Here is a 26,516-nt window from a genome sequence, read left to right on the forward strand (position 1 = left end):
CCTGTTGGGTGGGTCAGTTGATGAGGCCGAGGTATCTCGGCAGGGTCAGGGAGATCGCGGGGACGTAGATCAGCACGCCCAGCAGGATCAGTTCGACCACAAGGAAGGGCAGCGTCGCGCGCACCAGGCGCCAGTAGCCGATATCGACCACGGTCGAGAGGATCAGCAGGACACCACCAAGCGGGGGCGTCAGCAGCCCGACGGTGAGGTTGAAGCCGATCAGGATGCCCATGTGCACCGGGTCGACGCCCAGGGCGATGGCCGGCGGGATCAGCAGCGGCCCCAGCAGGGCAACGGCCGCCTTCACGTCCATCACCATGCCGGCGACCAGGAAGATCAGGTTCAGCACGATCATGTAGCCGGTGGCGTTCAGGCCGATTTCCCCGATCAGTTCCGCCAGCTTGCGCGGCAGCTGCTCGACCGAGGTGAGGTAGCCGAAGGTCGCCACGGCCACGAGGATGATGAAGACCGCGCCCGAGAGGATCACCGTGCGGGTCAGCGCCTCATGCACGTCGCGCAGGGTCAGCTTGCCGTAGAACATCCCCACCGCAAGCGCCGCGATGGAGGCGACGCCCGCTGCTTCTGCGGGGGTCATGAAGCCGAAGAGGATCCCCGACAGGATGATCACCGGCAGCGACAGCGCGGGCAGCGCCTGCAGCAGGGAGGGCCAGAAGGCAGGGATCTCGGCCCCCTTGCCGCCGGGATGGCCGTGGCGATGCGCCATGTAGGCATTGACCACCATCAGCACCGCCGCCAGCAGCAGCCCCGGCACCACGCCCGCCGCGAAAAGCGCGACCACCGAGGTATTCAGCAGCGCACCGTAGAAGATCAGGATGATCGAGGGCGGAATGATCGGCCCGATGATCGACGAGGCCGCCGTGATCGCCGCCGCGTAGTCACGGGAATAGCCCTGGCGCTCCATCTCCGGGACCAGGGTATTACCCAGGGCCGCCGCATCGGCGGTGGCCGAGCCGGAGATCCCGGCAAAGAAGACCGAGGTCATGATGTTCACATGGGCCATGCCGCCCTTGAAGCGGCCCAGCATGGACAGGGAAAAGCGTATCAGTGCCTGGGTCACCCCGCCCCGGTTCATCAGCTCGCCCGTGAGGATGAACAGCGGCATGGCCAGGAAGGCGAAGACATCGAGCTGGCTCATGGCCCGCTGCGGCAATGCCGCGAGGTAGCGCGCCTGGTCCTGGGTGAAGAAGCCGACGATGGTCGCGCCACCGACGAAATAGGCGATGGCCGAGCCCGAGAGCAGCGTCGCGAAGAGAAAGAGGAAGGGTAAGATCGGCATCAATGTCTCCTTTGGGGGGAAACAAGGCAACTGACCGCCCATAGGCAATACGATAAATTTTGCAAACCCCATACGCAGGAGCTATGGCTTGCACTGAACATGCAGGGGAAATCGCGGCCAGCTGGCCCAACCGCCTGTCAAAAACACGCGGTTTCGGCAGGGGCAGCCCCGGGGCCCGCTTCGGCGTTTGATGAAGAAAGAGGCAGAGCGGAGACGAGATGGACGGCATCAACCTGCACAGGCTTCAGGTCTTTCGTACCGTTTTCGAAACCGACAGCGTCAGCGCGGCCGCCCGTCGCATGCGCCTGTCGCAACCCACGGTCAGCCGGCACCTGCAGATCTTCGAGGACGAGCTGGGGATCGTGCTGTTCCGCAATGTATCGGGACGGCTGGAACCCACCTGGGAGGCACAGCGCCTCTATGCCGAAAGCGGCGGTCTGTTCGAAAGGCTCAGCCAGGTGGAACAATCGGTCGACTCGATCCGGCGCGGCCAGCAGGAAGCCCTGCGGATCATGGGCACCGCCGCGCTGTCAGGGGCGGTGATGGCAGAGGCCGTCGGAACCCTCTACCGGCAGTTTCCCGACCTGGAGATCGTCGTGGATGCAGGCCGTCAGAGCCAGCAGTTGCCCGCGCTGCGCGAAGGATCCATCGACCTGGCGGTTGGCGGCGCCTGGGGCGGACGCCCGGAGCTGAAGCAATGGTCGATCGGCCAGATGCCCCTGGTCGCGGTCCTGCCCCCCGACCACCCCCGCGCCGACGAAGAGGTCTTTGACCTCGCCTGGCTGCACGATGCGGATTTCGTCAACCACAACGCCCATGCCCCCCTGGGATCCCTCGTGGCAGAGGAACTGGCACGGCGCGGCATCCTGCCCCGGCAGCGTCTGACCGCGCTCAGCATTCCCTTCGCGGTCAGCCTCGCCCAGGGCGCGGGGGCCTGCACCGTGGTGGACCAGATATCGGCCGCGTCGATCACCGACACCGGGATGCGGATCCTGCCGCTGTCGGTCAAACTTTCGCTGGAACTGACGGTGACGCAGTTGGCAGCCCGACCGGAACGCACCCCGGTTGTCACCTTCGTCACGGCCATGCGTCAGGCCTATGCAAGGCTTGCGGCGCGCGCCGCGGCGCGATGACCGCCGCGCAGCAGCGCCGAAAACGCCTTTCAGCACAGGTGGAAAGCTGGGCAGACTGTTCGGGCCCTCATTGCGGGCCGCTATTCCGGGCCGCCAGGATTGACCGTCAGGACCGGCGGGCCTTGATCAGGATCCGGGCGACCTCTGCCATGCGCACACGGGCCGCGCGCCGGGCCTCACTGTCCGGCAGGCGGGCGTCCAGCACCGCTTCAAGCTGCGCGCGCGCTTCCTGCTGGGTGACCCCCGCAAGGCTGAGCCCGCACCGCAGCCAGATCCCGTCGATCGCCGTGGTCATCAGGTCTGACATCAGTGCGGCGTCGTCTTCGGGCAGCAGGCTGCGAAGCGGGCCGATGAGATTGGAGCGCATGCGCGCATAGATCACCGTCTGGATCCGCTGGTAGGCGGGGACATGGGGCACCCCGGCGCAAAGCGCGATCCAGGCATGGGCCACCTCCGGCCGGAAGGAGGTCGGGGACAGGTTCGTTTCTACGACAGCATAGATACGTTCCAGCGGCGTCTGCGCCTCCCCCAGCAGCAGCACCGCTTCCTGCAGGAGCTCTGCATTGGCGTGGCGCAGCGCGGCTGCCAGCAGTGCTTCCTTGCTCTTGAAATAATGCAGGACATTGGCCTTGGACGCCCCGGCTTCCTCTGCCACGCGGGCCAGGGAGGTCCCCTCGTTGCCGTGTCGCATCAACGCGCGGTAGGCCGCAGCCGCATACTCCGCCCGCCGGAGCTTGGAGATATCTCTTCGACCCACCCTGGCTCTCCCCTTCGCGCGCCCTTGCTGGGCTCCTCCTAATTTAGATTGACTCAACGATCAATCTATTCGAGGCTTAAGTTGATAAACCATTCGGTCAATCTATAATCCAAAAGGATCACGAACGACATGAAACAGCTTCTCTGCTCCGCCGGCATTCTTGCCCTGACCGCTGCCCTGCCCGCCCAGGCCGACGAATGTTCCCTGGTCCGGCTGGCGGAGCCGGGCTGGACCGACCTGGCCCTGACCACCGCAGTCACGCAGGTGCTGCTTGAAGGCATGGGGCATGAGACGAAGACGGACGTCCTGGGCATCCCGGTGATCTACGAGGCGATGCAGCGCGGCGACCTGGACGTTTTCATGGGATACTGGGATCCCGCGATGGAGACATATTTCGACGCCTACCGGGAAAGCGGGGCGATCGAGACGATCCACACCAACCTGGAAGGTGCGAAATTCACCTGGGCCGTTCCTTCCTACGTCTACGAGGCCGGCGTGCATTCCTTCGCGGACCTGGCCGCCCATGAGGACGAATTCGACGGCAAGCTCTACGGGATCGAGCCCGGGTCGAACGAGATCATGCTGGATATCGTCAACAAAGGAGAGTTCGGGTTGGGCGACTGGGATGTCGTGGAAAGTTCCGAACAGGGGATGCTGTCGCAGGTCGCCCGCGAGGTCCGGCGCGAGAACTGGATCGTCTTCCTGGCCTGGGCGCCGCATCCGATGAATACCAACTTCGACCTCAAATACCTGGAAGGCGGGGATGCCTATTATGGCCCGAACTTTGGCGGCGCCACCGTCTCGACCCAGGCCCGGCAGGGCTATGTCAGCGAATGTCCCGAGGTCGGAAAGTTGCTGACCCAGCTGACCTTCGATGTCGACATGGAGAGCGAGGGCATGGGCTACATCCTGGATGACGGCCTGAGCGGGAAAGAGGCCGCGCGCAAGTTGATCGCGGCGCATCCCGAGGCGCTGGACGGCTGGCTGGATGGCGTATCTGCCATGGACGGCAGCGCGGCCCTGCCGGCAGTCAAGGCGGACCTGGGTCTTTGAGCAGCCCTTCGACGCAGGATCGGTTCGCGGATCTGAACGGGGGCCGGATCTGCTATCGGCAGGACGGCCCCATGTCGGCACCGGCGATCTTTCTGATCGCCGGCCTCGGCATGCAGCTGATCGAGTGGCCGAACATGCTGATCGAACGCCTCTCGCAGGACTTCCGCGTGATCCGCCTCGACAACCGCGACAGCGGGCTGTCGGCGCGGTACGGCACTTCTTATCCCGCTGTTCCCGAAGGCTTTTCCTGGTCCGGCAGCGCCCCCGCGCTTGCCCCCTACCGGCTGACCGACATGGCCGATGACGTGCTGGCGCTGGCAGACCACCTGGGTCTGGAGACCTTCGCCTGCGCCGGCTTTTCCATGGGCGGCATGATCGCCCAGCTCATCAGCATCCGCGCGCCGGACAGGGTACGTTGCCTGGCCTCCCTTTCCAGCACCGGCGGGCTGGCGACCGTGATGGCGACGGAGCGCTCCCGTCACCTGATGGAGCTCTTCTTCCTGCCCTTCCCCTCCGGCCCCGCGGCAGAGGAGGCGATCCGGGACAGCAACGCGCATTTCTCGCTGGGGCTGCTGCCCCGCCACAGCGAGGAGAACCGCCAGATCGCCCGGGCTCTTGCCGATCGCGCAGAGGACGACGGCGGCTACCTGCGACAGGCGCTGGCCATCACGACGACCCCGCCCTGGCAGGCAGCCCTGGCGGACCTGAAGGTGCCCGCCCTTTTCCTGCATGGCGACAAGGATCCCTGCATCCCGCCCGGCTCTGCCCGGACCATGGCTGCGCGGATGCCGCAGGCGCGTTATTCGGAGCTGTCCGGGTTGGGCCACTGGATTGATGCCGAAGCCTGCCGGCAGTGCATCGACTGGCTGGCCGCGCATGCAGGTTCCAGGACCCACTGACAGCAGATCGCCGGGGGCACAGGGTGGTGCCCCCGGGGGGGGCAAGCGCTTCATTCTCACCCCCGATACTGCCCCTGCACGTACGGGTGATAGGGAAACCCTTTCCCCTGAATAGATTAACGCCTCGTCGATTTCTGATAGCTTCGGGGGCCTAAGGAAGGGTGGCAGCCCGCTTCTGCACCGGGCACCAGGACAGGCCACCCACCTAAGCCAGAAAGGGGGGTACCCATGCGAGAACCGGGGGGAGCGGAGCTTGGGCCTGCAAATGAAGAAGACAATACGACAACACCTGACAGCAGCCTTTTCACCTTCATAGGGTCGGGCACGCTGTTCTCCGACATCGTGCTGCGCACGATCGAAACGGAGTTCGACGCCATTCGCGCCACGCGATGTCCCGACCTCCTGTCCTGGGCGCTGGTCACCCTGGACAACCGCCCCCGGGGCACGCCGCCCACGCGGCTTCTGGTGGTGGATGAGCGACAGGCGGACGACCTTTTCGCCTTCCTCCGACAACGCAGGGGAGAGATGCGTGCAATCCGCCTGGCCCTTGCGGTGCGCACCGATCAGGGGGCGGCGCTGCTGGCCCAGCACGAATGCCCGAACCTGGTGACATTCGGCATCAGCATCCTGCCGATGAACCTCAACCTCACGGCCTGGATCCAGCTACTGCGTTTGCTGAACTGCGGAGAACACTACCTGCCGTCCTGCGCTTTCGCCCTGGCCCCACCCCTGGCCCCACCCCATGCATCACCTGCCGATCCATCCGACGACCCGGAGGCCGCCATGCCCGGCAACGGGCGGGATCGAACAACGGATGATGCAATCACCAGCCTCACCCCGCGGGAGCAGGAAGTGCTGCGCCTTGTCGCCGCCGGAAGACCGAACAAGGTCATTGCGCGCGACCTGTCTGTCTCAGCACATACGGTAAAGCTCCATATCCACCGGATCATGGGAAAGCTTGGCGTCACCAACAGGACCGAAGCCGCGATCCGTTTCCTGCGGGAGAGTGCCGGGGACGGATCGACCGACAGCGGCGCGCACTCCGCCCCCAACGCCTGAGGCGCCCGGCCCGGGGCAAGGCGACCGCCCTGCCCCGGGCCGGATGCCGTGTTGCGGCGTGAAATGCTGCCGCGCAGCAGGCACAGCCGCCGGACAGCTGACCGGAAATCGGTCTGGTCTGACGGCCGAACTTCATGATTAGATTGGCGAATTACCTAGTATACGTCGGACTTCGATGGTCGGGAGCGGGGTCCGGTGGTTGTTTAACCTGTATCGGAGCTGTGAGATGACCTGCTCGAAGCCCATAACAATACGCCAGCTGGAGGTGCTCAACGGCATCGCCAGCGCCGGATCCATCCGCAAGGCCGCGAAACTCCTCGGCCTCACCCAACCCACGATCTCTGCGCAGCTTGCAAAGCTGGAAGGTGCCCTCGGCACCGAGCTGGTGAACCGCGACCATGGGCGCCCCGGCGTCCTGACCGGCGCCGGAGAGCTGTGGGCGCGCACCGCCAGCTGCGTCCTGACCGAGCTTGACGACGGGCGGAACCGGCACAGCGAACTCTTCGGGCAAAATCGCTACAAGATGAGCTTTGCCACCATCCCTTCCCACGCCGGGCGCGCCCTTGGCATTGCGGCGTCGGAAGCCCATGCGATGCCCGCCTTTTCGGAGTTCACGGTCAGCCTGGCGCCGTCCAGCGCGGCCTTGCTGGAATATATCGCGATCCGCAAGGCGCGGGTCGGCCTGCTGGCCATGACCGAGGGGATGAAACAGACCCACTCCCTCCTGTCGGAGGAGATCTACACGGATCGCATCCTCTGGGCCGTGCCCAGGTCGGTCGATCCCGCGCTTGTCCGCGATATCCTGTGCGGAGACTCCCGGCCCGCCAACCTGCCCCTTCCGCTGCAGAACCGCGTCGTGGTGCATGCCCCCCACGAATGGGCCGACACCAGCGCGACCTGGTACAGGACCAAGTTGTCCGCCGCCTCCCCCTACTACATGAGCGACCTGCACCTGGGCGCGGTCGAGATCGTGGCGGCAGGCCTGGCCACCTGCCACATCTCGATGACACTGCGGAGCAACCTGCCGGAACGGGTGCACGAAACGGTGGCCTTCTACGATACCGGCCTGACATCCCAGGCCATGGTCCTGGCCATCCCGCGCCACCTCATGGCGGTTCCCACCTTCGCAGGCTACTTCCGCAGCCTGACCCGCGCCCTGCGCGATCACTATGCGCGGACATTGCCCGCCGCGACCGCCTGCCCGGATCCAGTCCCCCTGCCCACGTGAAGTCGGACAACGTGAAACCCGCCCAAGTGGAACCGGCGCAAATGAAATCGCGCCGGGGATGAAACCGGCGCGATTGCGGATTGAAGTGCCCTGCCCCGGCCGGGACTACCGGGGCAGGACCGATGCAGCGATGAGGGGGCTATCACTGCATCTGCGAGCGACAGTAGCTGGCCACCTGCTCATCGCTGAACGGGGTGCCCCGCAGCTTTCGCGCGAGGATCGCGCCGTCTTCACGACGAGAGCAAGTCACGTAGCTCGAGAGCGGACGCGTCGCCCGAGTGGGGGCAGTACGCGGCGCCGTTGCCGCAAAGGACGCACGCTGCACCTGGATGGCCTGTCGCCGCTCGTTCGCGGAACAGACGCTGTCGGGCGGGATGGTGCCCACCTGCCGCAGGGCCAGGCAGGCCTCCGCATCGCGGCGGGCGATCATGATCAGGGCCGCACTGCCCTGCCCCATCTGCGCCAGCAGGCAGGCTTCGTCCACGCGGGAGTTCCCCCCGGCCGCAGCGCCACCGATCAGCGAGATGCCCACGCTCGCCGACAGCGAACACGGATGCCCGGACCCCATCGACGGCGGCTGAACGGCGGGCGCCGAGCGCACGGTGTAGCTGCCGCCATACCTGTGGTTCGTGGTGATCTCACCCGGCGTACTCTGGTCCAGGTAGATCTGGGCGTTGGAATGGCCGCCTCCCGCCGAGGCGTTTGAGGTGGTCGACACCTGGGCCGAACTGGCCGAGCTGGAGCTGGCGCCGCTGTTGGCGCTCTGACCGGCGGCGGTCGTGGCCAGCATGGCCGAGACACAGAGGGCGCCGGCGTTTGCCAGCAATTTGACGGGCACTTTCTGGATTGCGTTGAACATTGTTTCTCCTCCCCGAACGCAGAGGTCTGGGTTGAGGCCGGAGCAGTACGTTCGGATAGCTGCTCCGGCCAGCCTGGCCCGTCGGGACGAGGCCAGGCTCTGGCATCAGGCCCTAGAACATGATGCCAAGGCCGCCGAAGGCGCCGCTGCTGCTGCCATTGCCGGCGGTGTAACCACCGGATGCACCTGCCGCGCCCCAGCCGAAGGAACCGGCGGTCGAGGTGTTCTCAACTCCGCCGACCGCGATGGTCGAGGTGGTGGACCCGGAAATCGCACCGCCCGGGCCGAGAACCGTGTAGCCTTCCGCCGCGCCGGCGCTGGCCAGTTCCATGGAGCTGGAGTTGCTTGCCCCTGCCAGGCCACCGAAGGTACCCGCGCCCGAGTTGCCCGCGACGATCGCACCGCTCTCCGAGCCCGACCAGGTCCCCGTTCCCAGGACGACCTGCGCCGAGGCGGCGCCTGCGGTCAGGACTGCAGCAGATGCCACGATAAGGAAAAGTTTCATTTCAATCACTCCTGTTGGTTTCTGTTTCGCTCGGCTGAGCAGCCTCGGCCGAACCTGCGGACTGAGGTGTAAACCTCGAAATCAACTTACTTTTCCGGGGAAGCGACCAGCAATTCACGTGAAGTCCATTGTCCATTTCGAGGACAGGAAGCCGGTTTTGCGACCTGACGGAGTAAACCCATCGGCGCGGCGCGCGCGCGGGTCCTGCGCTTTCGATCTGGTCAGAACCGCAAAAAGCTACCCAAAGGGGTTACGTCGTGGCGATCTGGCCTGCTACCGGGGCAGGATCGGTCACGAAATGCCCCACGACCGGGCCATGGCCATGCCACAAAGCGACAGGCCCTTTCAGCTGCAATGCCGCCCAGTGTATTCTGGGGCCGTCGAACGCTGGCGCATTACATCCTGGTGCAACGAACCGTTCAGTTTTCCGAAGAGAAGGTACGCGGTTTCCTGTCGCAACTCCGGAACCGGGCCCTGAAAGCCGGAAGGGAAACCAGACGCGCGCACGTCCAGCACCTGCGGCAGAAATCCACGGAACGGAAGGCCAACCCTGTGGCCTGCCCCCGCTGCGGCGCGCCCATGTCCCAAAGGACCAACAAGCGGACGGGTCAGCAGTTCTGGGGGTGCTCCCGCTTCCCGAAGTGCAAGGGCACGAGAAAATCCATTTGACGGCCTTGCATCCGATGCAGTCTCCGCGCTTGGCATGTCCCAAGCTAAGGGCAGACAGGCGGAACAGCACGGAACCAAGTTTGGGATGCGGGCCCTGATCCCATGGCCTTGCGGAGAGGCGCAAAGCACAGCAGGCTCTCAAGCGACCGAGGTTCTCAACCTCCGAGCCTTCCTCTATACCGATCTGAGCGCCCTGTCCTGTCTCTGCGCGAGAGCAGTCATTGCCAACGAGGAATAGACCCGTGACCAGCACCGACACCGCAGATCTTGACCTGAGCAATCTTCAGGCCGAAATCGCGCACCGGGTGCTGACCATGGCGCAGGAGGGGCATTGGCAAGAGGGAGAACACGTCTCCGAGGTGCCACTTGCCGCAGCGCTCGGGACCTCCCGCACACCGGTGCGCCGTGTCCTGACAGTTCTGGCCCAGCGTGGCATCTTCTCCAAGGTTCCCAATGTCGGGTTTCGCTACTGCGGCTTGCCCGAACAGGACGAGGACATCGAGGCAATCCTTCCGAAGTCCGAAACCGAAACGCTCTACACCCGCGTGATGACCGCTCGGGCCACGGGCGAGATCCGGACAGAGGTTTCCGAGGCCGAACTGGCAGAGTTCTTCGGGACGACACGCGGCATGATACGCCGCGTGCTGATGCGCTTTGCCAATGCCGGACTGGCCGAGCGAAGGACCGGGCATGGCTGGCGTTTTGCCGAAACGCTGGACAACCCCGAGGCCATCAACGCCAGTTACGGTTTCCGCGTGATTATCGAATGCGGCGCGATGCGGGATCCGGGCTTCGTCGCAGATAGGGCGCAACTGCAGGAACTGCGGGCGCAGCAACAGCGGCTGATGGAAACGCCGGTCGCGCAGATCGCGGGCGGGGACTGGTTCGAGGCGAATGCGAACTTTCACGCCACCGTGGTGTCCTGGGCGCGCAACCGCTTCCTGAGCGAGGCAATCGAACGTCAGAACAGCCTGCGCCGCATGACCGAGGTGGCCGAATTCACCGAACTGAGCGACGCGCGGATCCGCAAGGCTGCGCGCGATCACCTCGCGATCCTGGACGCGGTGGAAGATGGCGACAGGGAAGCCGCCGCGCGGATCCTTGAACGCCATCTGAGCCGTACGCCCGGCGAGCCTGCCAAGCTGGACTAGCCGCCCAGCACCCTGGCGAAGAACGCCTTCGCCGCCGGCTGAATGCCGGTGCCCAGATGTGCCACCCCCGGCACGTCGCATCGTTCAGGCCGGGCGCCCAGCCCCCTCAGCGCCGTCTCCAACGCATCCAGGCGCGCGACCCGCGTCGGCCCGGCATCATTGGCCCCGTCGCACCAGAAATCGGATCCTGGCCGGATCGTGACGCCCTCGGGCGAGGTATCCTCGGCCCCGATCAGAAGCTGGATCGGCAGGTCGCGGATCAGCTCGGGGCGCAGGGGGGCGCCCAGAACCTCCTCCATGTCGCCGGTGCCGACCCACCAGCCGCGCGGATCGCCCGGCAGCGTGACCGTGCCCGGCGCCGCGATCGAGATCGCCCGCAGCCGGTCGGGATGGCGCATCAGGAACCGCATGGCGAACTGGCCACCGCCGGAAAACCCGTGCATCAGCACCCGGTCGGCCTGCAGCCGGAAGAGGCCCGCGACCTCCTCGATCATGCCCAGAAGCACCTCGTCATAGGCAATGCCCCCGTGCCGCATCAGCTTGTAATTGTTGAAATCATCTTCGCCGTTGATCCCGCAGGGAAAGAGCGGCGCCAGCAGCGCGCATTGATGCGCCTCGGCGAAGTCGATGAACTGGTCCCGCAGGGCCTGGGCATCGCGCAGGCTGTGGTGGATCAGAACGGCCAGGGGATAGCTGCGGGTGTCGTCGGCCTCATAGTCCCGGGGCATGTAGGTGCAATAGTGAAAGCGCGGATCGCAGCGCGCCGCGAACATGGCGCTGGCCGGCAGGCGATAGAAGTTCATCCGCGCCATCACGCCACCTCCTGCTGCACGTGGTCTGCCACCCGGGCCACCAGCCGGTCCATTGCGGCCCTGAACGCCGGGTAGTCGGTACTGCGCGCCCGGGTGCCCTCGTCCATGTAGAGCCTGCGGTTGATCTCGAACTGCACGGAATGGCGATGGATGGCGGGGTTGGAGTAGGCCTCGGTCAGCTCTGCGCCGCGGAAGGGTTTGTTCATCGCGACGCTGAAGCCTTCGGCCTGCAACTGCTCACGCAGCAGGGCGGTGAAATCGGCCCCAGCCGAAGTGCCGTGCATGTCGCCGATGCAGATGTCGGCCCGGCGAGCGTCCGGCCCGTCCGAGGACATCGCATGCCCGCCGTCGGTCATCGAATGGCAATTCAGGTGCCAGACCTTGCGATACTGTGCGAAGGCCCCGTCCAGAAGCTGACGCAGAGCGGCGTGGTAGGGCAGCCAGTACCGGCGTATCCGCGCCTCCGCCTCCGCCGGGCTGAGTGGCGCGTCATACATCGGCTGGTCCCCCCAGGCCTTCCGCCAGATCAGCCCCATGCCGCGCCGGGCGGTGTTGCTGTCGCGCACCGGATGCGGCCAGTCCCCCGCGATCAGCTGCGGGTCCATGTCCGACAGGGAGCGGTTCGGGTCCAGGAAACTGCGCGGAAACCGCGCCGCCAGCAGTGGCGCGCCGTACCCCGGAGCAGAGGAGAACAGGTCATCGACATGGGTGTCCGCCGAAATCCTCACCATCTCCGCACTCACTGCAGGGCGGAAATCGGCGGGCAACTCCAGCCCGCTGTGCGGACTGTCCAGCACCAGTGGGATCATGGGCGCGCGCGGGGCGGCGACCGACAGAACACCGTCGATCGAGGCAGGCATGGGGACCAGGGGCTGGGTCATTCGGATTTGTCCTTCGGGTCTGTCAGTGCGGCAATCCGGGCGTTTACCCCGGTGATGTCACCCAGTTTCTCGCCCGCCGCGAGGCGGGACATGGTGTGGGCGACACGGCCCTCGCGGGCAAGTCCCGCCCGGGCCTCTTCGGGTGCCTCGTCCGGCGGCAGAACCACCACGCCCGAGGCATCAGCCAGCACGATGTCACCCGGCAGCACCGGCACGCCGCCGCAGGCCACGGGACGGTTGAACGTACCGCCCAGTTCCAGCCGCCTTGTCGTGAGCGAGCTCACCCCCCGGCACCAGACCGGCAGGCCCTCGTCCAGGATCTCGGCCGCGTCGGTCACGGGGCCGTCGATGATCACCCCCGCAGCCCCCGCCAGCCGCGCCGCCCGCGCCACGGCGCCGCCAAGACAGGCGAAACGGTCGTCGCCCAATCGGTCCACCACCAGCATGTCTCCCGGCCGCAGCTGGCCGACCGCATGGTGCATCAGGGTCGAACACATCGCCGGCAGAGCCAGAGTGACGGCCACGCCTGCGCGCGACGGCTGCCTTTGATCCAGCGCGGCCACCCGCCGGTCGACCATTCCGGTCAGTCGTACATGGCCAAGGGTCGCCGTCTCGATCCTCTCCAGCGCCGCCAGGAGGGCGGGATCGGCTGCGGGCGGCATCGGGTCAATGCGATAGCGGCTCATGCGGGATCCTTCCTGTCGAAGATGGCGTGGGGCGGTTTCTGGCCCTGCATGTGCCTGACTAGCATCGAAAGGCGCGTCACCAGATCGGTGGTGATCCTTGCCCCCTTCTCGGCCGAGGCATCGGCTGCGCTGCCCCCAAGGCGCCCATCCGATGCGATTTCGGTGGCCTGTGCCGGCAGGTTCACCCGCAGCCCGTGAAAGTCGGCGCCGGAGACACCGCGCAGGGGCAGCCCCAGAAGCGTTCCCCGGGCGCCGCGTGGCCCCTCGGGCAGGTCCCGCACCTCGCCCGGCAGCAGATGCATTGCGACCGAGGTCACGGGTTCGGCGCCATGCCCCCGCACCGGTTCAGCGCCCAGGAGATCGGTCATCAACCCCGTAGGCACGGATGGCCACAGGTCGACCGAGGCCACCACGGCACCGGTGTCACGCCGCAGGGTTCGGCAGACCTGGGCGATCAGCGGCGCATTTGACGTATGCCCGTTCAGGATGAGAAGCCGGGTCAGCCCATGCTCCAGCAGGCTCGTCACCATGTCGGTGAGCAGCGCGGTAAAAGTCTCTGCCCGCAGTTGGATGCCCCCCGGGTAGTCCCGGAAGAAATCCGCATGGCCAAAGGGCAGGACGGGCGCAACCAGTGCTCCGGTCTCCTGCGCCACCAGTTCGGCAAGGCGATCGGCAAGACGGTAGTCTCCCATCGGGCAGCGTGGCCCCTGCCCTTCCTGCGATCCCAGAGGCAGCAGGATGACAGGATTGTCGGGCAGAACTTCCGCCATTTCGGCCTGGGTCATGCGGTCCAGTCGTTTCTCGGTCATCAGCTTACTCCGCCCGGATCAAGGGCCTGCACCACGTCCAGCCGTTGCCCGACCAGGTCCGGCAGGCGACGGACCGAGGAATTGACATTCACCTCTCGCTCCACCCGTAGCCTGCCGTCCTTCAACCAGCAGGACAGCCGATCCCGGAAGGCGGTCTCGACAAAGATCCAATCCAGGACCAGGCGTGTCCAGCCTTCGCTGTCCGCCCTGGTCCAGGCAGCCCAGGCGGTGACGCGAAAGCCCTCGCCCTCGGCCTCATAGGAATGGTGCAGCCGCGCACCGGTCATCGTCGTCATTGCTTCAATCCGCTGCCCCTGCCCCGCCAGAACCGAGTGGTGCCCCCGCGCGTCCTCCAACTCGAACAGCAGCCCGCCATGAGGGGCCTCCGAAAGGGAGACCGCGCGCACGCCCTGATCATTGCCCGCCATCACATAGCGCCCCTGCCAGGAAGCCGGGGCCTGCCCCGGCGGCGGCGGCGGTTCGACTTCTAGCTCGCCCAGGCGCGGGACCAGCGCCGCACCACGCCATTGCCCAAGGGCCGGGCGCAGTTCCTGCTGAAGCAGCTCCTTCAGGCGGCGATCCTCGTCGTCCATGCCGGCGGTGACGGCGACCACCGCGCGCTCCTTCTCGAAGACCAGGCACAGCTGGCCAAAGAGCCCGCTGGCGGAGTAGCTGTCGTTCGGCCCGCGCCACCATTGATACCCGTAGCCCTCACGCCGCTCGGCCCCCGTGCCCTCATGGGTTTCATCCGGCCCCAGGTAAGCCTCCCCCGTCAGCACGCCCAGGGAAACGTCGCGCAGCTGCATCCCGGTCGCGGCACGCACCCAGGCCTCTGACAGCAGCTGCTGCCCCTGCCAGCGCCCACCCTGCAGGTGCAGAATGCCCAGGCGGAGCAGGTCCTCGGACCGACACCACAAACCGTTGCCGCCGCTGTTCACGCCCTCCGGGCTGAGATCCCAGCGGAGGTCCCCGGAGATTCCCAGAGGGTCGAAGACCCTGCCCCTCAACAGGTCGTGGCAGGTCTTGCCGGTCACCCGCTGCACGATGGCGGAGAGCATGTAGCTGCAGGCGCTGTCGTAGACGAAGACTTCGCCCGGCAGATGATCCAGCGGCTGGCGCAGGAAATCCTCCGCCCAACTGGTGGTCAGCTTGCGCCAGGCGCCGCCCGAAATGCCCCGGCCATGGCCGCTGGTCATGGTCAGCAGGTGCCGCAGGCGCATCGCCTCGATGCCCTCCGCCGCACCGGAGCGAAACTCCGGGAAGAAGCTGATCACCGGGTCGTCCAGATCCAGCAGCCCGTCGTCCCAGGCCAGCCCCACGGCCATGGAGGTGACGCTTTTCGTCACCGAGTGCATCATGTGCGGACGCTGCGGGCCGAAGGGCTCCCAATAGGCCTCGCAGATCAGCGCGCCGTCATGCCAGACCAGCAGACTGTGCACCTCCAGCGCCTCGGCCTCTATCCGATCCAGCAGGTCCAGCAGGAGAGCGGGATCGGTGCCATGGGCTTCGGGGCGGCGGCGGATCAGACCGTCCTGCACCGTCATGCCCGGTCCTCCGCCGCGGCGAAACGCCAGCTGAGTTCGACGCCCGTGGCAGTGCGTTTCAGGGTCGGGATCGCCGACAGAAGTGCGCGGGTGTAGTCGCTTTCGGGCGCGTCGAAGATGCGGTTGCGCGGCCCCTGCTCGACGATTTCGCCGTCGCGCATGACCACAACGCGATCCGCCAGCTGCTCCACCACGCCAAGGTCGTGGCTGATGAAGAGGCAGGAGAAGCCGTGCCGCGCCTGCAGGTCGGCCAGAAGGTCCAGAACCTGCGCGCGCACCGTGACATCCAGCGCCGAGACAGCCTCATCCGCGATGACGAAATCGGGTTCCGAGATCACGGCACGGGCGATGGCCACCCGCTGGCGCTGACCGCCCGACATCTCATGCGGCAGGCGATCCAGATGTACCTCGTCCAACCCGACCTCGCGCAGGATGCGCAGGATGCGGTCGGACTTGTCGGCAGCAGTAATGTCCTGCCGGTGCCAAAGCGCCTCGGCCAGGATGCGCCGGATGGTGAAACGCGGATCGAGCGAGCCGTAGGGATCCTGGAAGATCATCTGGCAGTTCAGGCGGAAATCCATCCAGCCCGCCCCGCCACGCTGCACCGGCTGGCCACGAAACAGGATCTCGCCCCCTGTCGCGGGGATCAGCTGCGCCAGGGCGCGGCCCAGCGTCGTCTTGCCGGAGCCCGAGGCGCCGACCACGGCCACCACCTCGCCCCGGCGGACGGTCAGGCTGGCCCCCTTCAGCGCCCGCTTGCGGCTGGCGCGCCCCAGAAGTCCGGCCCGCGCCACGTAGTCCACCGCAAGTTCACGCAGTTCGACCAGCGGGACCTCGTCGTCGAAACTGCGGACGGGGCCGCGCTCGGGCATCGCCGCCAGAAGCTTACGGGTATAGTCATGGGCGGGGTTCGCAAGGATGTCGCTGGTCGCGCCCTGTTCGACCAGCTCGCCCTGGCGCATCACCATCACCCGTTCGCAGTAGCGCGCGACCATGGGCAGGTCGTGGCTGATCAGGATCAGCGCCGTGCCGTTCTCTCGCGTCAGCTCGACCATCAGCTCCAGCACCTCACGCTGAACCAGCGCATCCAGTGCCGTCGTCGGCTCATCCGCGATCAGCAGCGCCGGCTTCAGCAGCATGGCCGAGGCCAGCATGATCCGCTGCCGCATCCCGCCCGAGAACTCATGCGGGAAGTCGTTCAGCCGCTCGGCCGGAGCCGGGATGCCGACCCGTTCCATCATCGCGAGGATCCGCGCGCGCCGCTCGGCCCGGCCCAGCCTGGTATGGGTGCGCAAAGGCTCTTCCAGCTGGCGCCCGATGGTCATCGAGGGGTTGAGCGAGGTCATGGGTTCCTGGAACACCACCGAAACCTCTGCCCCACGCAACCGGCGCAGGTCACGCGGTGACATCTCTTCCAGCTCCTTGCCGCGGAACAGAATTGCCCCGCCGTGACGAACAATGGCGCCGGGCTGCAGCCCGATGATGGCGCGGCCCAGCATGGTCTTGCCCGAGCCGGATTCGCCCACCAGCCCCAGCATCTCGCCCGGGCGGATCTCGAAACTGGCGCCCTTGACGATGCGCGCCTCGGGTCGGCCGGCGATGCCCAGGTCCAGCGCCTCGACGCGCAGCAATGCGGTGTGATCGGTCATTTGAGGCCCCTCATGCGCGGGTCGAAGCGGTCACGGACGTAATCGCCGAAAAGGTTGATCCCCAGCAGGGTGAGGGCGATGCACAGGCCTGGGAAGATCCCCAGCCAGGGGGCCTGCGCCATGTAGGGGCGCGCGCCTGCCAGCATGTTGCCCCATGTGGGCGCGGGCGGCGGCACGCCGAGGCCCAGGAAGGACAGCGCGCTTTCCGTCAGCAGGACCGAGCCGAACATCGACGTGGCGATGACGATCACCGGCGCCAGGCAGTTGGGGATCACATGGGCCCTGAGAGTGTAGCTGGCGGGATGGCCCATCAGGCGCGAGGCCTCGATGAACTCCAGCTCGCGCAGCGACAGGACCGCGCCGCGCACCACCCGCGTGACACTGGGCATGTAGGCCAGCCCAAGCGCCAGCACGACGCCCCAGATGTTGGCCCCGGTGATCGACAGCAGCGCCAGCGCCAGCAGGATCGAGGGGAAGGCCAGCAGCGTATCGGTGAAGAGCATCACCACCCGGTCAACCCAACCACGGGCATAGCCCGAGACCGCCCCCAGGACGACGCCGAAGGCCACCGCCATGGTCACCGTCATCAGCGAGATCGACACGCTGGTCCGCGCGGCGGCCAGGAGGCGCGACAGGACATCGCGACCGAATTCGTCGGTGCCCAGAAAATGCGCCGCGCCGGGCGCCTGAAGCCGCGCGCGAAGGTCCAGCCCCAGCGGGTCATGCGGCGTCCAGAGCCAGCCCAGCAGGGCGGCGAGAAGGAAGAAGGCGATCAGCAGACCGCCGAGGTACTTGTTGGTGCGGCCCAGGCTCATGCGGTCTTAACCCTCGGATCGAAGAGCGGATAACAGAGGTCGACGATCAGGTTGACGACCACGTAGGTGACGGCGACGAAGAGCAGGCAGCCCTGCAGCACCGGGTAATCGCGGCCATAGATCGACTCGACGATCAGGCGGCCGAGGCCGGGGATGGTGAAGACCGTCTCGACCACGGCAACACCGCCCAGCAGGTTGCCCAGGATCAGGCCCAGCAGGGTCCATGTCGGCCCGAAGGCATTGCGGAAGACATGGCGGCGCAGCACCTGGCCCTCGGTCAGGCCCTTGGCACGGGCATGGGTCACGTAGTCCAGCCGCAGCACATCCAGGGTCGACGCGCGCGCCATCCTGACAAGGATGCCCCCCTCATGCAGGACCAGCGCCGCGACCGGCATCACCAGGTAGACGGCCCCGGACCAGAAATCATCGACCGGGGAGACATAGCCGATCACCGGCAGCCAGCTCAGCTTCAGCCCGAAGAACAGGAGCAGCATCAGCCCCATCCAGAACGTCGGGATGGACATCAGCGCGGTGGCGCCCACGACAACGCCCAGGTCAAAGGCCGAATTCTGGCGCCAGGCGGCCAGCATCCCCAGCGGCACCGCCAGCACGGTGGCCAGCGCCACCGCCACCAGCACCAGTTGGGCGGTCACGGCAAAGCGTTGCAGCACCAGCGGCAGCACCGATTGCCCCGTGGTGATGGAGCGTCCCAGGTCGCCCTGGAACACCCCCTGCAGCCAGAGCAGGAACTGGACCGAGATCGGCCGGTCCAGCCCCAGGTGGCTGCTCATCGCCGCATAGGCGGCTTCATCGACATTGTCGCCCAGCATCAGGCTGACGGGATCCCCGGGGATCAGCCGGATCAGCGTGAACACCGCCAACGATACGAGGAAGAGGGTCGGTATCGCTGACAGAAGTCGCGACAGTACAAATCTGGTCATCTTGGTCCCCGGGGATCCGTCACTGCAGGCTTACTTCTCGACGCTCACGCCCCAGAGGCGCGCGAAGCCGTTCCAGGTGGCATAGCCCTGCACGTAGGAGGCGCTGACCGAAACGTTGAGGTTGTTGGCCAGCATGATGAAGGGCATCTGTTCAAGGTAGAGCTCATGCAGCTGATCGAAGAGCGCCTGGCGTTCCTCGCCGTCAGGCGTCTGCATCACCTCTGCCACCAGGGCGATTGCCTGCGGGTCATCCCAGATGGCGCTGCCGCGATCTTCCTTCGAGCCTACGACGGCACTGTAGGCCAGCACGGGATCGGCCCGGTTGGAATAGTTGAAGGCGGACATCTGGAAGGCCCCGCTGCGGAACTTGTCCAGCTGGGTTGCCCATTCCAACACCTCGATCTTCGCATTGATGCCGACCATCTGCAGCATGGCCTGGGCCAGGACGGCGACGTTCTCATTGATCGGGTTGCGGCGGTTGGTCTGGATCAGGATCTCCTGTCCGTCGTAACCTGCGGCCTTCAGCAGGGCGGGCACCTCGCCGGGCGCATAACCCACGTTCTTCGCCTGCACATCGTCGTAATAGTAGGACCCCACCGGCACCAGCGAGGCATTGGCCGTGCCCAGCCCGTTGGTGGCCACGTCAACCAGTTGGGGAATGTCCAGCGCCTTGGTGATCGCCAACCGCATCTCGGGCGAGGACAGCACCGGGTCCGCCGTTTGCAGCAACAGGGTGATCATGCCGCCATGGGGTGCGGACTTGACCGTAAATGCGGGATCATCCTTCAGCTCTGCAACTTCCGAGGTGGACAGGTAGGGCACGACGTCCAGGTCACCGCTTCGCAGCGCCGCGACGGCAGTGGCGCGGTCCGGTGTGACCACCAGGTCCACCGCGTCGACCAGCGCCGCCTTGTGGCCTGCAAAACCGTCAATTTCGCCGTCCAGAGGCTGATAGTCCGCGAACCGCGTCAGCTCCAGCGATTGCCCCCGCTTCCAGTCGCCGAACGCGAAGGGGCCGGTGCCGACCGGGTGATCCCAGGTCCCATCCGCCGCGAAGCTGGAAGCGGCCATGATGGCCATGCCGCCGCACTGGGACTGGGCACCATACTTGAGGAACATCGCCTCCGGCTTGTCCAGGGTGATGACGACGGTGTCGGGCGACGGCGCCGTGATCGAGGTGATGGCCGCGCCACGGCTCCCGTCGAAGAAGCCGGCGCAGTTGAATTCTGGCGCCGCCAGCAAGGCCTCCCAGCTGGCCTTGACCGCCTCGGCGGTGACCGGCGTTCCGTCATGGAACAGCCGCCCCGGCCGCAGCCTGAAGGTATAGGCGGTCCCGTCGTCGGAGAGGGTCCAGCTTTCCGCAAGCATCGGAACGATATTGCCGCGTTCACCGAAGGCCACGAGGCCCTCACCCACGTTCATCGCCACCATGTCCGACAGCGCGTCGCGGTTCACGCCGGGACGCGAACTTCGGATGTCGGAGGAAAGCTGCACCTTCAGCGTCTCGGCTGCCGCGTGGCCCGCGCCAAGCACGGTCAGGGCCGCGCAAAGCGTCGGCATCAGTCTGTTTGCAATTGTCATGTCGGGCTCCCTGTCAGGATGTCTGTTCTGGTGTCTTCGTATTGTTTTTTGGTTCTTCATAATACAATATGGGAATCAACCCGAAGGTCAAACGAAAAATTTCGCCTCATTTTCAGAGCCCTACAGGAAAGCAGGGCAATCTGGCTGAGAAGGCGGTGCGATCCAGGGGACTGCAAAACAGGGCTTTCCAGCCCGATACAGAGAGGGATTCCAATGCGGATCGCCATGCTTCAACTGAACGCGCGGGACGACAAACCCGCCAATATTGCCCGGATCCGGGACCTGTTCCGTGCCCATATCCAGAAGGGTGGCGTCGATCTCGTCATCGCGCCGGAATATGCCACCTTCCTGGGCGGCTCGCGGGCGGAGCAATGGGCCGCCGCAGAGACCTTTCCCGAAGGCGAGGCCTATCGCGCCCTTCAGGCGCTGGCGAAAGACTACGGCGTGACCTTCCATGCAGGCTCGATGCACGAGGCCTGCGGCGATCAGGTCTTCAACACCAGCGTGGTCTTCGGACCGGACGGCACCGAGATCGCACGCTACCGCAAGATCCACCTTTTCGATGTCGAAACGCCCTCGGGCCATGTCTTCCGGGAATCCGACACGATCACCCGCGGCAACAGCGTGGTCAGCTATCCCCTGGGCCACCATCGGATCGGTTGCGCCATCTGCTATGACCTGCGCTTCGCCGAACTGTTCCTGGCGCACATGAAGCAGGGCTGCGACGTCATCGTGCTACCTGCGGCCTTCAACATGGAAACCGGCAAGGACCACTGGGAGGTGCTGCTGCGCGCCCGAGCAATCGAGACGCAAAGCTACGTCATCGCGCCCGGCCAGATAGGCCAGCACCCCGAACCGGCGGGCGAACGCGCCTGCTACGGCAATTCCATGGTGATCGACCCCTGGGGTCAGGTCATCGCCCGCGCCTCGGCAATCCCCGGCGTGACCTTCGCCGATCTCGACTTTTCCTACCTGGCGCAGGTGCGCGGCACCCTTCCCTCCAACTCTCACCACGTGATGGCCTCCTGATGCTGACCGATTTCGCCTTCTGGATGAGCACCCCGAACCTCGACCTGCTGGAGATGGCCGCGACCGCAGGCTTCCGCCGCGTGGTGCTGGACATCGAGCACAACGGCTTCTCCCCCGACCGGCGCGAGGCCCTGATCGTGGCCGCCCGCGCCCTGGGCATTTCGGTCTGCGCCAAGATCGAAGCCCCCGAACCGGTATGGGTCCAGCGCGCCGCGGACCTTGGCGTTGACGCCGTCATCATTCCTCACGCCGGGACCTTTGCCCAGACGGAGGCCGCGCTGCAGACCTGCAAGTTCCCTCCCCTTGGCACGCGCAGCTATGCCGCCGGACGCTCGGCCCGGTTCCGCGCCCCGGACAAGGACTACTTCGCCCGTCAGAACCGAGAAGTTCTGTGCCTGCCGATGATTGAGACCGCCGAAGCCTTCGCTGACGTCGATGCCATTCTCGCCAGCCCGCTGGTCGATGGCATCTTCGTGGGCCCCTTCGACCTGGCCCTGACACGTGGCCGCGCCACCTATGCCTTTGGCGATGCCGACCGCGCCGATATCGCCCATCTTGCCGCCCGCGCTGCCGCCGCCGACAAGCCATGGTGGATGCCGACCTGGCGGCCGGAGGAACAGGCCTTCGCATCCGCGAACGGAGCCGCCGTCCGCGTCGTCGCAGCCGAACATCAGCTGCTTTCGCTGGGAATGGAGAAGGTGCTGGAAACACTCGCCAGGTAGTCCAGCGACCCGCGCGCGGCAAACCGCGCCTCCTCCCGAGGAGGCCGCGACAAAAGCCCGCCCTGCAAGGGTATCCAGGCGCGATCATCTCGCGCCTGGTCGCATTCAGAACCGCTTGTCGAGAGAGATGGAGATCGTCCGGCCCGGCGCCCCGTAATTGGCGTTGCCCAGCACATCCGCATAGGCCAGGTCCGTGACGTTATCCACGGCAAAGCTGACCTGCGTGCTGTCGTTGATGGCATAGCTGCCGAAGAGGTCGTAGACGGTGAAGCCCTGGACATCCGACTGGTAGCCCGCCGTGCCGCCGTAGATGGAATCCGAGGCGTAGGTTACCCTTGCCCCAAGGACCAGCCGCTCATCCATGAAGCGCATGCCACCTTCCAGCGTCGCCTTATGCTTGGGCGGCACGTAGACGAACATTCCACCTTCGGTTTCGATCCATACTGACCCGAGGATCGCGACTGGATAGGTGTAGAGATACGAATAGGTCGTATCAATATTGGCATCGACATAGGAATAGGTGCCGCCGAGGAAGAACCGGCCGCTGTCGTAGTTCGCCTCCAGTTCAAAACCGTCGAAGGTACTTGTGCCGGAAGAGTTGTTGTTGAAGTAGGCCCCGGAGTCATTGTCATACCAGAGCGAAATGTAGTTATCGACCTCGCGGTGATAGGCCGAGGCTTTCAGGCGCAGGCTGTCTCCTTCGACAAAGGCATTGTCACGGCTGAAGTTCGCACCGATCTCATATGTACGGGATGTTTCCGGCAGCAGGTCCGGATTGGGCAGGTAGAACTGCCCCGAGGAGCCGATATGGCTGCCCCCCATGCCGCTCTCCATCAGCGCTGGCGGACGATAACCCTCGGTATAGGAGAACCACGTGTCGATTTCCTCCGTCGGTTCGAACGTCAGCCTGAGCGAGGGCAGCCAGGCCGAGCCGGAGCTCTTGATTGCCTCGTCGTAGTAGGCGCTGGTGCTGTCGTCATAGATCATCGCCGTCGCGTCGAGGTCATAGGCGTCGCGACGCAGGCCCGCACTGAGGGTCAGCTTGCTGCTCAGCTCCAGATCGGCAGAGGAAAAGATGCTGTAGACGTTCCGCGTCCCCTCGGGCATCGATCCGGCGAACCAGGAGCCCTGCGGGTCGTCGGTGGATGTCTCTCCGACCGAATCCGTGGTGGTATTGTCCTGGAAGGCCTCGAACCCGTAGTTCAGCGTCAGGGCATGACCGCGCAGGTCCAGCAGGCTGGTGTTGTCCGCCGAGACGCCATAGCTCAGCATCTCGTAGTCCACGTCGAAGGCATCGTAAGAGGTTCGGGCCGGACGATACTGGTCGATATGGGTGCGGTTGGCCCAGATGTCCGCCTTCAGATCCACCAGTGGGGATTCGGGGTCATATTCATAGGCCGCGCGCAATGTGTTGTTCGTGGTGTCGTCAGTATCGACGTACTCGCCCGTGCCGGTGCCGTATTCGCCGCTGAAGCCCAGCCAGCTGAGGGTCAGCTTCTGATCCTCATCGGGGGTCAGCTCGATCTTGGCCAGGCCGGAAAGCGTTTCGGAACTGGTGTAGTCGGCCGGTTCGTCGATCATGCCGTTGTAGTTCTGGATCTCTCCGTTGTGGCCGATATCGTAGTCGCCCAGCTTGCGGCGGCTGATGCCGGCGGTCACGGCGATCTGGTCCGACAGGCGCTTTGCCCAGAAGGCGGATCCGGCGAAGTCGTAGGCGTTGGTGCCAGTCGACATGACGACCTGCGCGCCCTGCGTCTCTCCCTCGTCGATCAGGTCATCCGCACCGACGGTGCGGAAGTTCACCTGCCCCGCCAGCGACCCCGCCCCGCCACGCCCGGAGGAGACGGTCTTTTCAACTTCGGCGGACCGGAACATCGCGGGGTCGAGGTAGACCATGCCGGTGGAGCCGTGGCTGGACAGCTGGAAGTTCTGCCGGACCCCGTCGATCGAGGTGGTCACGCGGGTCTGGTCCTGCAGGCCGCGCAGGTTGATGTTCAACCCGGGATCCTGGGGATTGTCCGCCGTGTAGGCGCCGGCAACGTCGTCGATCAGGTCGTTGGCGTGTCGGACTTCCGAAGAGGTCATGGTCTCGCGGGCGACCATGCTGATGCTTGCCGGAGCGTCATAGATGTGGTCCGAAGCCCCCTGGAACCCGGGCCCATCGGTGCTGCGTACGGGAATGGTCACATTGATGGCCGGCAGCGGTATCGATCCGTCTTCGACCTCCGCTGCGGCGCCGGCCGTCAGGATCGTATAGGCCCCCGAGGTCGAAACCCGGAAGCTCAGCCCGCTTGGCGCGAGCAGAATGCTCAACGCCTGCCGGGGCGACATGGTGCCGGACAGCGCGGCACTCGTTTGATCCTCCAACAGGCGCTGGTCCGCAAAGACCTGCAGCTGGCTGGCCGCAGAGAAGGCCACGAGGGCAGAACTCAGGGGCTGTGCGGGGATGTCGAAGCTGAGCGCCTCCGCATCCTCGGCGAGGGCAAGCGCCGGGTTCAGAAAATCGGTGAAGGTCGTGCCGCAGGCCAGGGCGGCGCAGATCGCCAGCATGGACGCCCGCCTTCTGGGGCGATGAATGTCAAAGGGGTGCAAGGTCATGTGAAGTGTTGTTCCTGTCCGGATATCCGAGTGTGGATGTCTCGGGCCGAGGTATCGTCCGGCCCTTGCTTTCTAGACACCCGGGACAGGCAGGGGCATTAAGCGGGACACGGAAAAATCTTTGCACCTGCCCTAACTGCGGACGATGGCGATGCCGGCCGGCATCTCGACCAGATCCAGCCCCAGGCCGGAGGTCACGACCCGCAGCGCCGCATCAGGCTTGCCCGCGTCGAAGACCGCAGTGACAGGAATGCTGGCAATGGATTTCTCCAGGCAGAGGATATGCCCGCCGCGATAGCGTTCCAACTGGGCAAAGACCTCTGACAGCGGGGCGTTTTCAAACACCAGCCGCCCATCACGCCAGGCCCCGATGTCCTGCGGGTTGACCCGTTCCGGGCGCCCCAACCCGTCCGACGTGAAAGAGGCAAGCCACCCCGAGTGCAGCTCCGTGCTATTGGGGGCTGATTTCACCTGAAGTATGACCTGATCCCGCGCCACCGCAAGCGTCGTGCGATCAGGCCAGAGCGCGACCTCGAACGCGCAGTCACTGCAGCGCAGGACCGCGCCCCGAACCTCGATCCGAAGCGGGCCCTCTGCAGCGCCTTGTTTCTCGACGTCGAAGAAGGCGCTCCCCCTGCGCAGGGCGGCACGGCGCCCGTCGGCGTCCGCTTCCAGGGTCGAGCGCGCGCCCAAGGTGAGCCTGCTCCCATCTGCCAGGCGAAGGCGCCGGACCTCTCCCGTCGCCGTGCGTATGGCGGTGCCGGGCCGCAGGAATTGCCAGCCTCCGGCCGCGAGCACGCCCAAGCCGCCAAGACCGGCCACGAAACCGCGCCGCGACACCATCCGATCACGGCGTCGCATGGCCTGAAGTTCGGCCCGAGCGGGTTCGAAACTGTCCCACAACAAAAGCGCCTCCTCCCACGCGGCCGCATGGCCGGGGGAGGCCGCGATCCATGCGTCGAAGGCATCCTGCAGATCCGGCCCGGCGCGCTCATCGCGGAGCCGAACCAACCACTCCAGCGCCGCGCGCAGCACCCTGTCTCCGTCCTGCTCGCGCGGCGGGTTCTTGAGGCTGAGGTTCATAGCGTACGCCTCAGGTCCGCCAAGGCATTGACGATCTGGACCATGACAGTGTTTCGGGAAATGCCCAGGCGGTCGGCGATCTGATCATAGGTCAGATCCTCGAAGCGATGCAGCACGAAGATCTCCCTCCGCCGTGGGGGCAGTTCAAGGATGGCCTGTAGAACCTGCTGAAGGGTTTGCCGGGCGATCAACCTATCGTCGGCGCCCGGGTCAGCCGCGGCCAGTGCTTCGATCACGCTGTCTTCGACCGACACCTCTATCCCCATGCGGATGTGGCGCAGATGGTTCAGGGCCAGATTGCGCAGAATACGGGTGAGATAGGCCTGGGAATGCCGGATCCGCGTCTGCCCCTGCCCCTGCGATGTCATGAGCCGGACAAAAGCATCATGCACCAGCTCCTCCGAGGTCGCCTGATTACCCGTCAGACGTTGGGCAAACCGCTGAAGCCGATCCCGTTCCGACATGTAGAGAGAGCCGATAGCAGTCGTAGCAGAAGCCATGCGCAAAACCCGCCAAGTTCCGGTTAGGTGGTTCGCTGCATCAGGCGTAGCTGAGAATTGGATATTTCAAGGCAGGACCACAATCAAGGCACCGGGAAGAGTTGAGCTGCGATGGTCCTTCAATCCGGTCAGAGAGCCGCTTCACCGGGCTGTCCTGTTCCGTATTGGGAAAGTCGGCGCAGACAGTTGCCCCAGAGGTTGACCGAACAGGGATCAGTTCTGGCAAATACGGGCGGGCACCAGCCGCCTCTACAGA

At 65.6% G+C, this 26,516-nt stretch carries 25 protein-coding genes; 9 read left to right on the top strand and 16 right to left on the bottom strand.

Going from position 1 to position 26,516, the window contains the following annotated elements:
• Positions 1-13 precede the first annotated feature (13 nt).
• Positions 14-1,297 (bottom strand): TRAP transporter large permease, encoded by a 1,284-nt coding sequence (locus tag AC2IR1_RS16560; protein ID WP_486473070.1) that lies wholly within the window; start codon positions 1,295-1,297, stop codon positions 14-16.
• A gap of 218 nt (positions 1,298-1,515) precedes the next feature.
• Between AC2IR1_RS16560 and AC2IR1_RS16565 the strand changes: the two genes are divergently transcribed.
• Positions 1,516-2,430 (top strand): LysR family transcriptional regulator, encoded by a 915-nt coding sequence (locus AC2IR1_RS16565; protein WP_486473071.1) that lies wholly within the window; start codon positions 1,516-1,518, stop codon positions 2,428-2,430.
• A 106-nt stretch (positions 2,431-2,536) separates the two neighbouring features.
• Here the strand turns inward: AC2IR1_RS16565 and betI are convergent, their stop codons facing one another.
• Positions 2,537-3,187: a transcriptional regulator BetI gene (gene betI / locus AC2IR1_RS16570; RefSeq protein ID WP_486473072.1), complete on the bottom strand. Its 651-nt coding sequence runs from the start codon at positions 3,185-3,187 to the stop codon at positions 2,537-2,539.
• A 129-nt stretch (positions 3,188-3,316) separates the two neighbouring features.
• Here betI and choX point away from each other — a divergent pair, with 129 nt between their 5' ends.
• From choX to AC2IR1_RS16590, 4 genes are all read left to right on the top strand, one after another.
• Entirely contained in the window at positions 3,317-4,240 is a 924-nt protein-coding gene (gene choX / locus AC2IR1_RS16575; RefSeq protein WP_486473073.1) for a choline ABC transporter substrate-binding protein, read from the top strand.
• 71 nt (positions 4,241-4,311) lie between these two features.
• Positions 4,312-5,139, top strand: coding sequence for an alpha/beta fold hydrolase (locus AC2IR1_RS16580; protein WP_486473074.1), 828 nt, complete (start codon positions 4,312-4,314; stop codon positions 5,137-5,139).
• A gap of 228 nt (positions 5,140-5,367) precedes the next feature.
• Positions 5,368-6,198, top strand: a complete 831-nt coding sequence (locus AC2IR1_RS16585) for a helix-turn-helix transcriptional regulator (RefSeq protein ID WP_486473075.1) — start codon at positions 5,368-5,370, stop codon at positions 6,196-6,198.
• A gap of 226 nt (positions 6,199-6,424) precedes the next feature.
• Positions 6,425-7,426, top strand: coding sequence for a LysR family transcriptional regulator (locus AC2IR1_RS16590; RefSeq protein WP_486473076.1), 1,002 nt, complete (start codon positions 6,425-6,427; stop codon positions 7,424-7,426).
• A gap of 142 nt (positions 7,427-7,568) precedes the next feature.
• Here AC2IR1_RS16590 and AC2IR1_RS16595 read toward each other — a convergent pair whose 3' ends face one another.
• On the bottom strand, positions 7,569-8,285 hold the full coding sequence (locus tag AC2IR1_RS16595; RefSeq protein WP_486473077.1) for a hypothetical protein: 717 nt from the start codon (positions 8,283-8,285) through the stop codon (positions 7,569-7,571).
• Between the two features lie 112 nt (positions 8,286-8,397).
• Positions 8,398-8,790, bottom strand: coding sequence for a hypothetical protein (locus AC2IR1_RS16600; RefSeq protein WP_486473078.1), 393 nt, complete (start codon positions 8,788-8,790; stop codon positions 8,398-8,400).
• Positions 8,791-9,144: 354 nt separating this feature from the next.
• On the opposite strand from AC2IR1_RS16600, the gene AC2IR1_RS16605 reads away from it, so the two are divergent.
• Positions 9,145-9,459 (top strand): topoisomerase DNA-binding C4 zinc finger domain-containing protein, encoded by a 315-nt coding sequence (locus AC2IR1_RS16605; RefSeq protein WP_486473079.1) that lies wholly within the window; start codon positions 9,145-9,147, stop codon positions 9,457-9,459.
• A gap of 242 nt (positions 9,460-9,701) precedes the next feature.
• Positions 9,702-10,610: an FCD domain-containing protein gene (locus AC2IR1_RS16610; RefSeq protein WP_486473080.1), complete on the top strand. Its 909-nt coding sequence runs from the start codon at positions 9,702-9,704 to the stop codon at positions 10,608-10,610.
• On the opposite strand, the gene AC2IR1_RS16615 is transcribed toward AC2IR1_RS16610, so the two are convergent.
• The 9 genes from AC2IR1_RS16615 to AC2IR1_RS16655 are packed head-to-tail and all read right to left on the bottom strand — an operon-like array spanning position 10,607 to position 20,328.
• A complete protein-coding gene (locus tag AC2IR1_RS16615; protein WP_486473081.1) occupies positions 10,607-11,422 on the bottom strand; it encodes an alpha/beta hydrolase in 816 nt (271 codons plus the stop codon). The genes AC2IR1_RS16610 and AC2IR1_RS16615 overlap by 4 nt on opposite strands.
• On the bottom strand, positions 11,422-12,303 hold the full coding sequence (locus AC2IR1_RS16620; RefSeq protein ID WP_486473082.1) for an N-formylglutamate amidohydrolase: 882 nt from the start codon (positions 12,301-12,303) through the stop codon (positions 11,422-11,424). Before AC2IR1_RS16620 ends, AC2IR1_RS16615 begins: the two co-directional genes overlap by 1 nt.
• Positions 12,300-12,989, bottom strand: coding sequence for an RraA family protein (locus AC2IR1_RS16625; RefSeq protein ID WP_486473083.1), 690 nt, complete (start codon positions 12,987-12,989; stop codon positions 12,300-12,302). The genes AC2IR1_RS16620 and AC2IR1_RS16625 overlap by 4 nt, the downstream gene beginning before the upstream one ends.
• Positions 12,986-13,798: a creatininase family protein gene (locus tag AC2IR1_RS16630; protein ID WP_486473084.1), complete on the bottom strand. Its 813-nt coding sequence runs from the start codon at positions 13,796-13,798 to the stop codon at positions 12,986-12,988. The genes AC2IR1_RS16625 and AC2IR1_RS16630 overlap by 4 nt, the downstream gene beginning before the upstream one ends.
• The gene (locus AC2IR1_RS16635) at positions 13,798-15,342 is read right to left on the bottom strand and encodes a serine hydrolase domain-containing protein (RefSeq protein ID WP_486473085.1); all 1,545 of its coding nucleotides are present in this window, start codon (positions 15,340-15,342) and stop codon (positions 13,798-13,800) included. Before AC2IR1_RS16635 ends, AC2IR1_RS16630 begins: the two co-directional genes overlap by 1 nt.
• A complete protein-coding gene (locus AC2IR1_RS16640; RefSeq protein WP_486473086.1) occupies positions 15,339-16,991 on the bottom strand; it encodes an ABC transporter ATP-binding protein in 1,653 nt (550 codons plus the stop codon). The genes AC2IR1_RS16635 and AC2IR1_RS16640 overlap by 4 nt, the downstream gene beginning before the upstream one ends.
• Positions 16,988-17,806, bottom strand: coding sequence for an ABC transporter permease (locus AC2IR1_RS16645; protein WP_486473087.1), 819 nt, complete (start codon positions 17,804-17,806; stop codon positions 16,988-16,990). The genes AC2IR1_RS16640 and AC2IR1_RS16645 overlap by 4 nt, the downstream gene beginning before the upstream one ends.
• Positions 17,803-18,747, bottom strand: a complete 945-nt coding sequence (locus AC2IR1_RS16650; protein ID WP_486473088.1) for an ABC transporter permease — start codon at positions 18,745-18,747, stop codon at positions 17,803-17,805. Before AC2IR1_RS16650 ends, AC2IR1_RS16645 begins: the two co-directional genes overlap by 4 nt.
• Before the next feature lie 30 nt (positions 18,748-18,777).
• Complete coding sequence (locus tag AC2IR1_RS16655; RefSeq protein WP_486473089.1) at positions 18,778-20,328, bottom strand: ABC transporter substrate-binding protein; 1,551 nt, start codon at positions 20,326-20,328, stop codon at positions 18,778-18,780.
• Positions 20,329-20,553: 225 nt separating this feature from the next.
• Between AC2IR1_RS16655 and AC2IR1_RS16660 the strand changes: the two genes are divergently transcribed.
• Both AC2IR1_RS16660 and AC2IR1_RS16665 read left to right on the top strand, forming a co-directional pair.
• Positions 20,554-21,357 carry a carbon-nitrogen hydrolase family protein gene (locus tag AC2IR1_RS16660; protein WP_486473090.1) on the top strand — a complete coding sequence of 268 codons (804 nt, stop codon included), beginning with the start codon at positions 20,554-20,556 and terminating at the stop codon, positions 21,355-21,357.
• Positions 21,357-22,079: an HpcH/HpaI aldolase family protein gene (locus tag AC2IR1_RS16665; protein WP_486473091.1), complete on the top strand. Its 723-nt coding sequence runs from the start codon at positions 21,357-21,359 to the stop codon at positions 22,077-22,079. The genes AC2IR1_RS16660 and AC2IR1_RS16665 overlap by 1 nt, the downstream gene beginning before the upstream one ends.
• A gap of 105 nt (positions 22,080-22,184) precedes the next feature.
• Here AC2IR1_RS16665 and AC2IR1_RS16670 read toward each other — a convergent pair whose 3' ends face one another.
• The 3 genes from AC2IR1_RS16670 to AC2IR1_RS16680 all read right to left on the bottom strand — a co-directional run bounded on the left by AC2IR1_RS16670 (position 22,185) and on the right by AC2IR1_RS16680 (position 26,260).
• Positions 22,185-24,629, bottom strand: coding sequence for a TonB-dependent receptor (locus AC2IR1_RS16670; RefSeq protein ID WP_486473092.1), 2,445 nt, complete (start codon positions 24,627-24,629; stop codon positions 22,185-22,187).
• 180 nt (positions 24,630-24,809) lie between these two features.
• Positions 24,810-25,760, bottom strand: coding sequence for a FecR family protein (locus tag AC2IR1_RS16675; protein ID WP_486473093.1), 951 nt, complete (start codon positions 25,758-25,760; stop codon positions 24,810-24,812).
• Positions 25,757-26,260: an RNA polymerase sigma factor gene (locus AC2IR1_RS16680; RefSeq protein ID WP_486473094.1), complete on the bottom strand. Its 504-nt coding sequence runs from the start codon at positions 26,258-26,260 to the stop codon at positions 25,757-25,759. Before AC2IR1_RS16680 ends, AC2IR1_RS16675 begins: the two co-directional genes overlap by 4 nt.
• Between the last annotated feature and the right edge of the window lie 256 nt (positions 26,261-26,516).

This window comes from Pseudooceanicola sp. NS-SX8 (assembly GCF_057380755.1).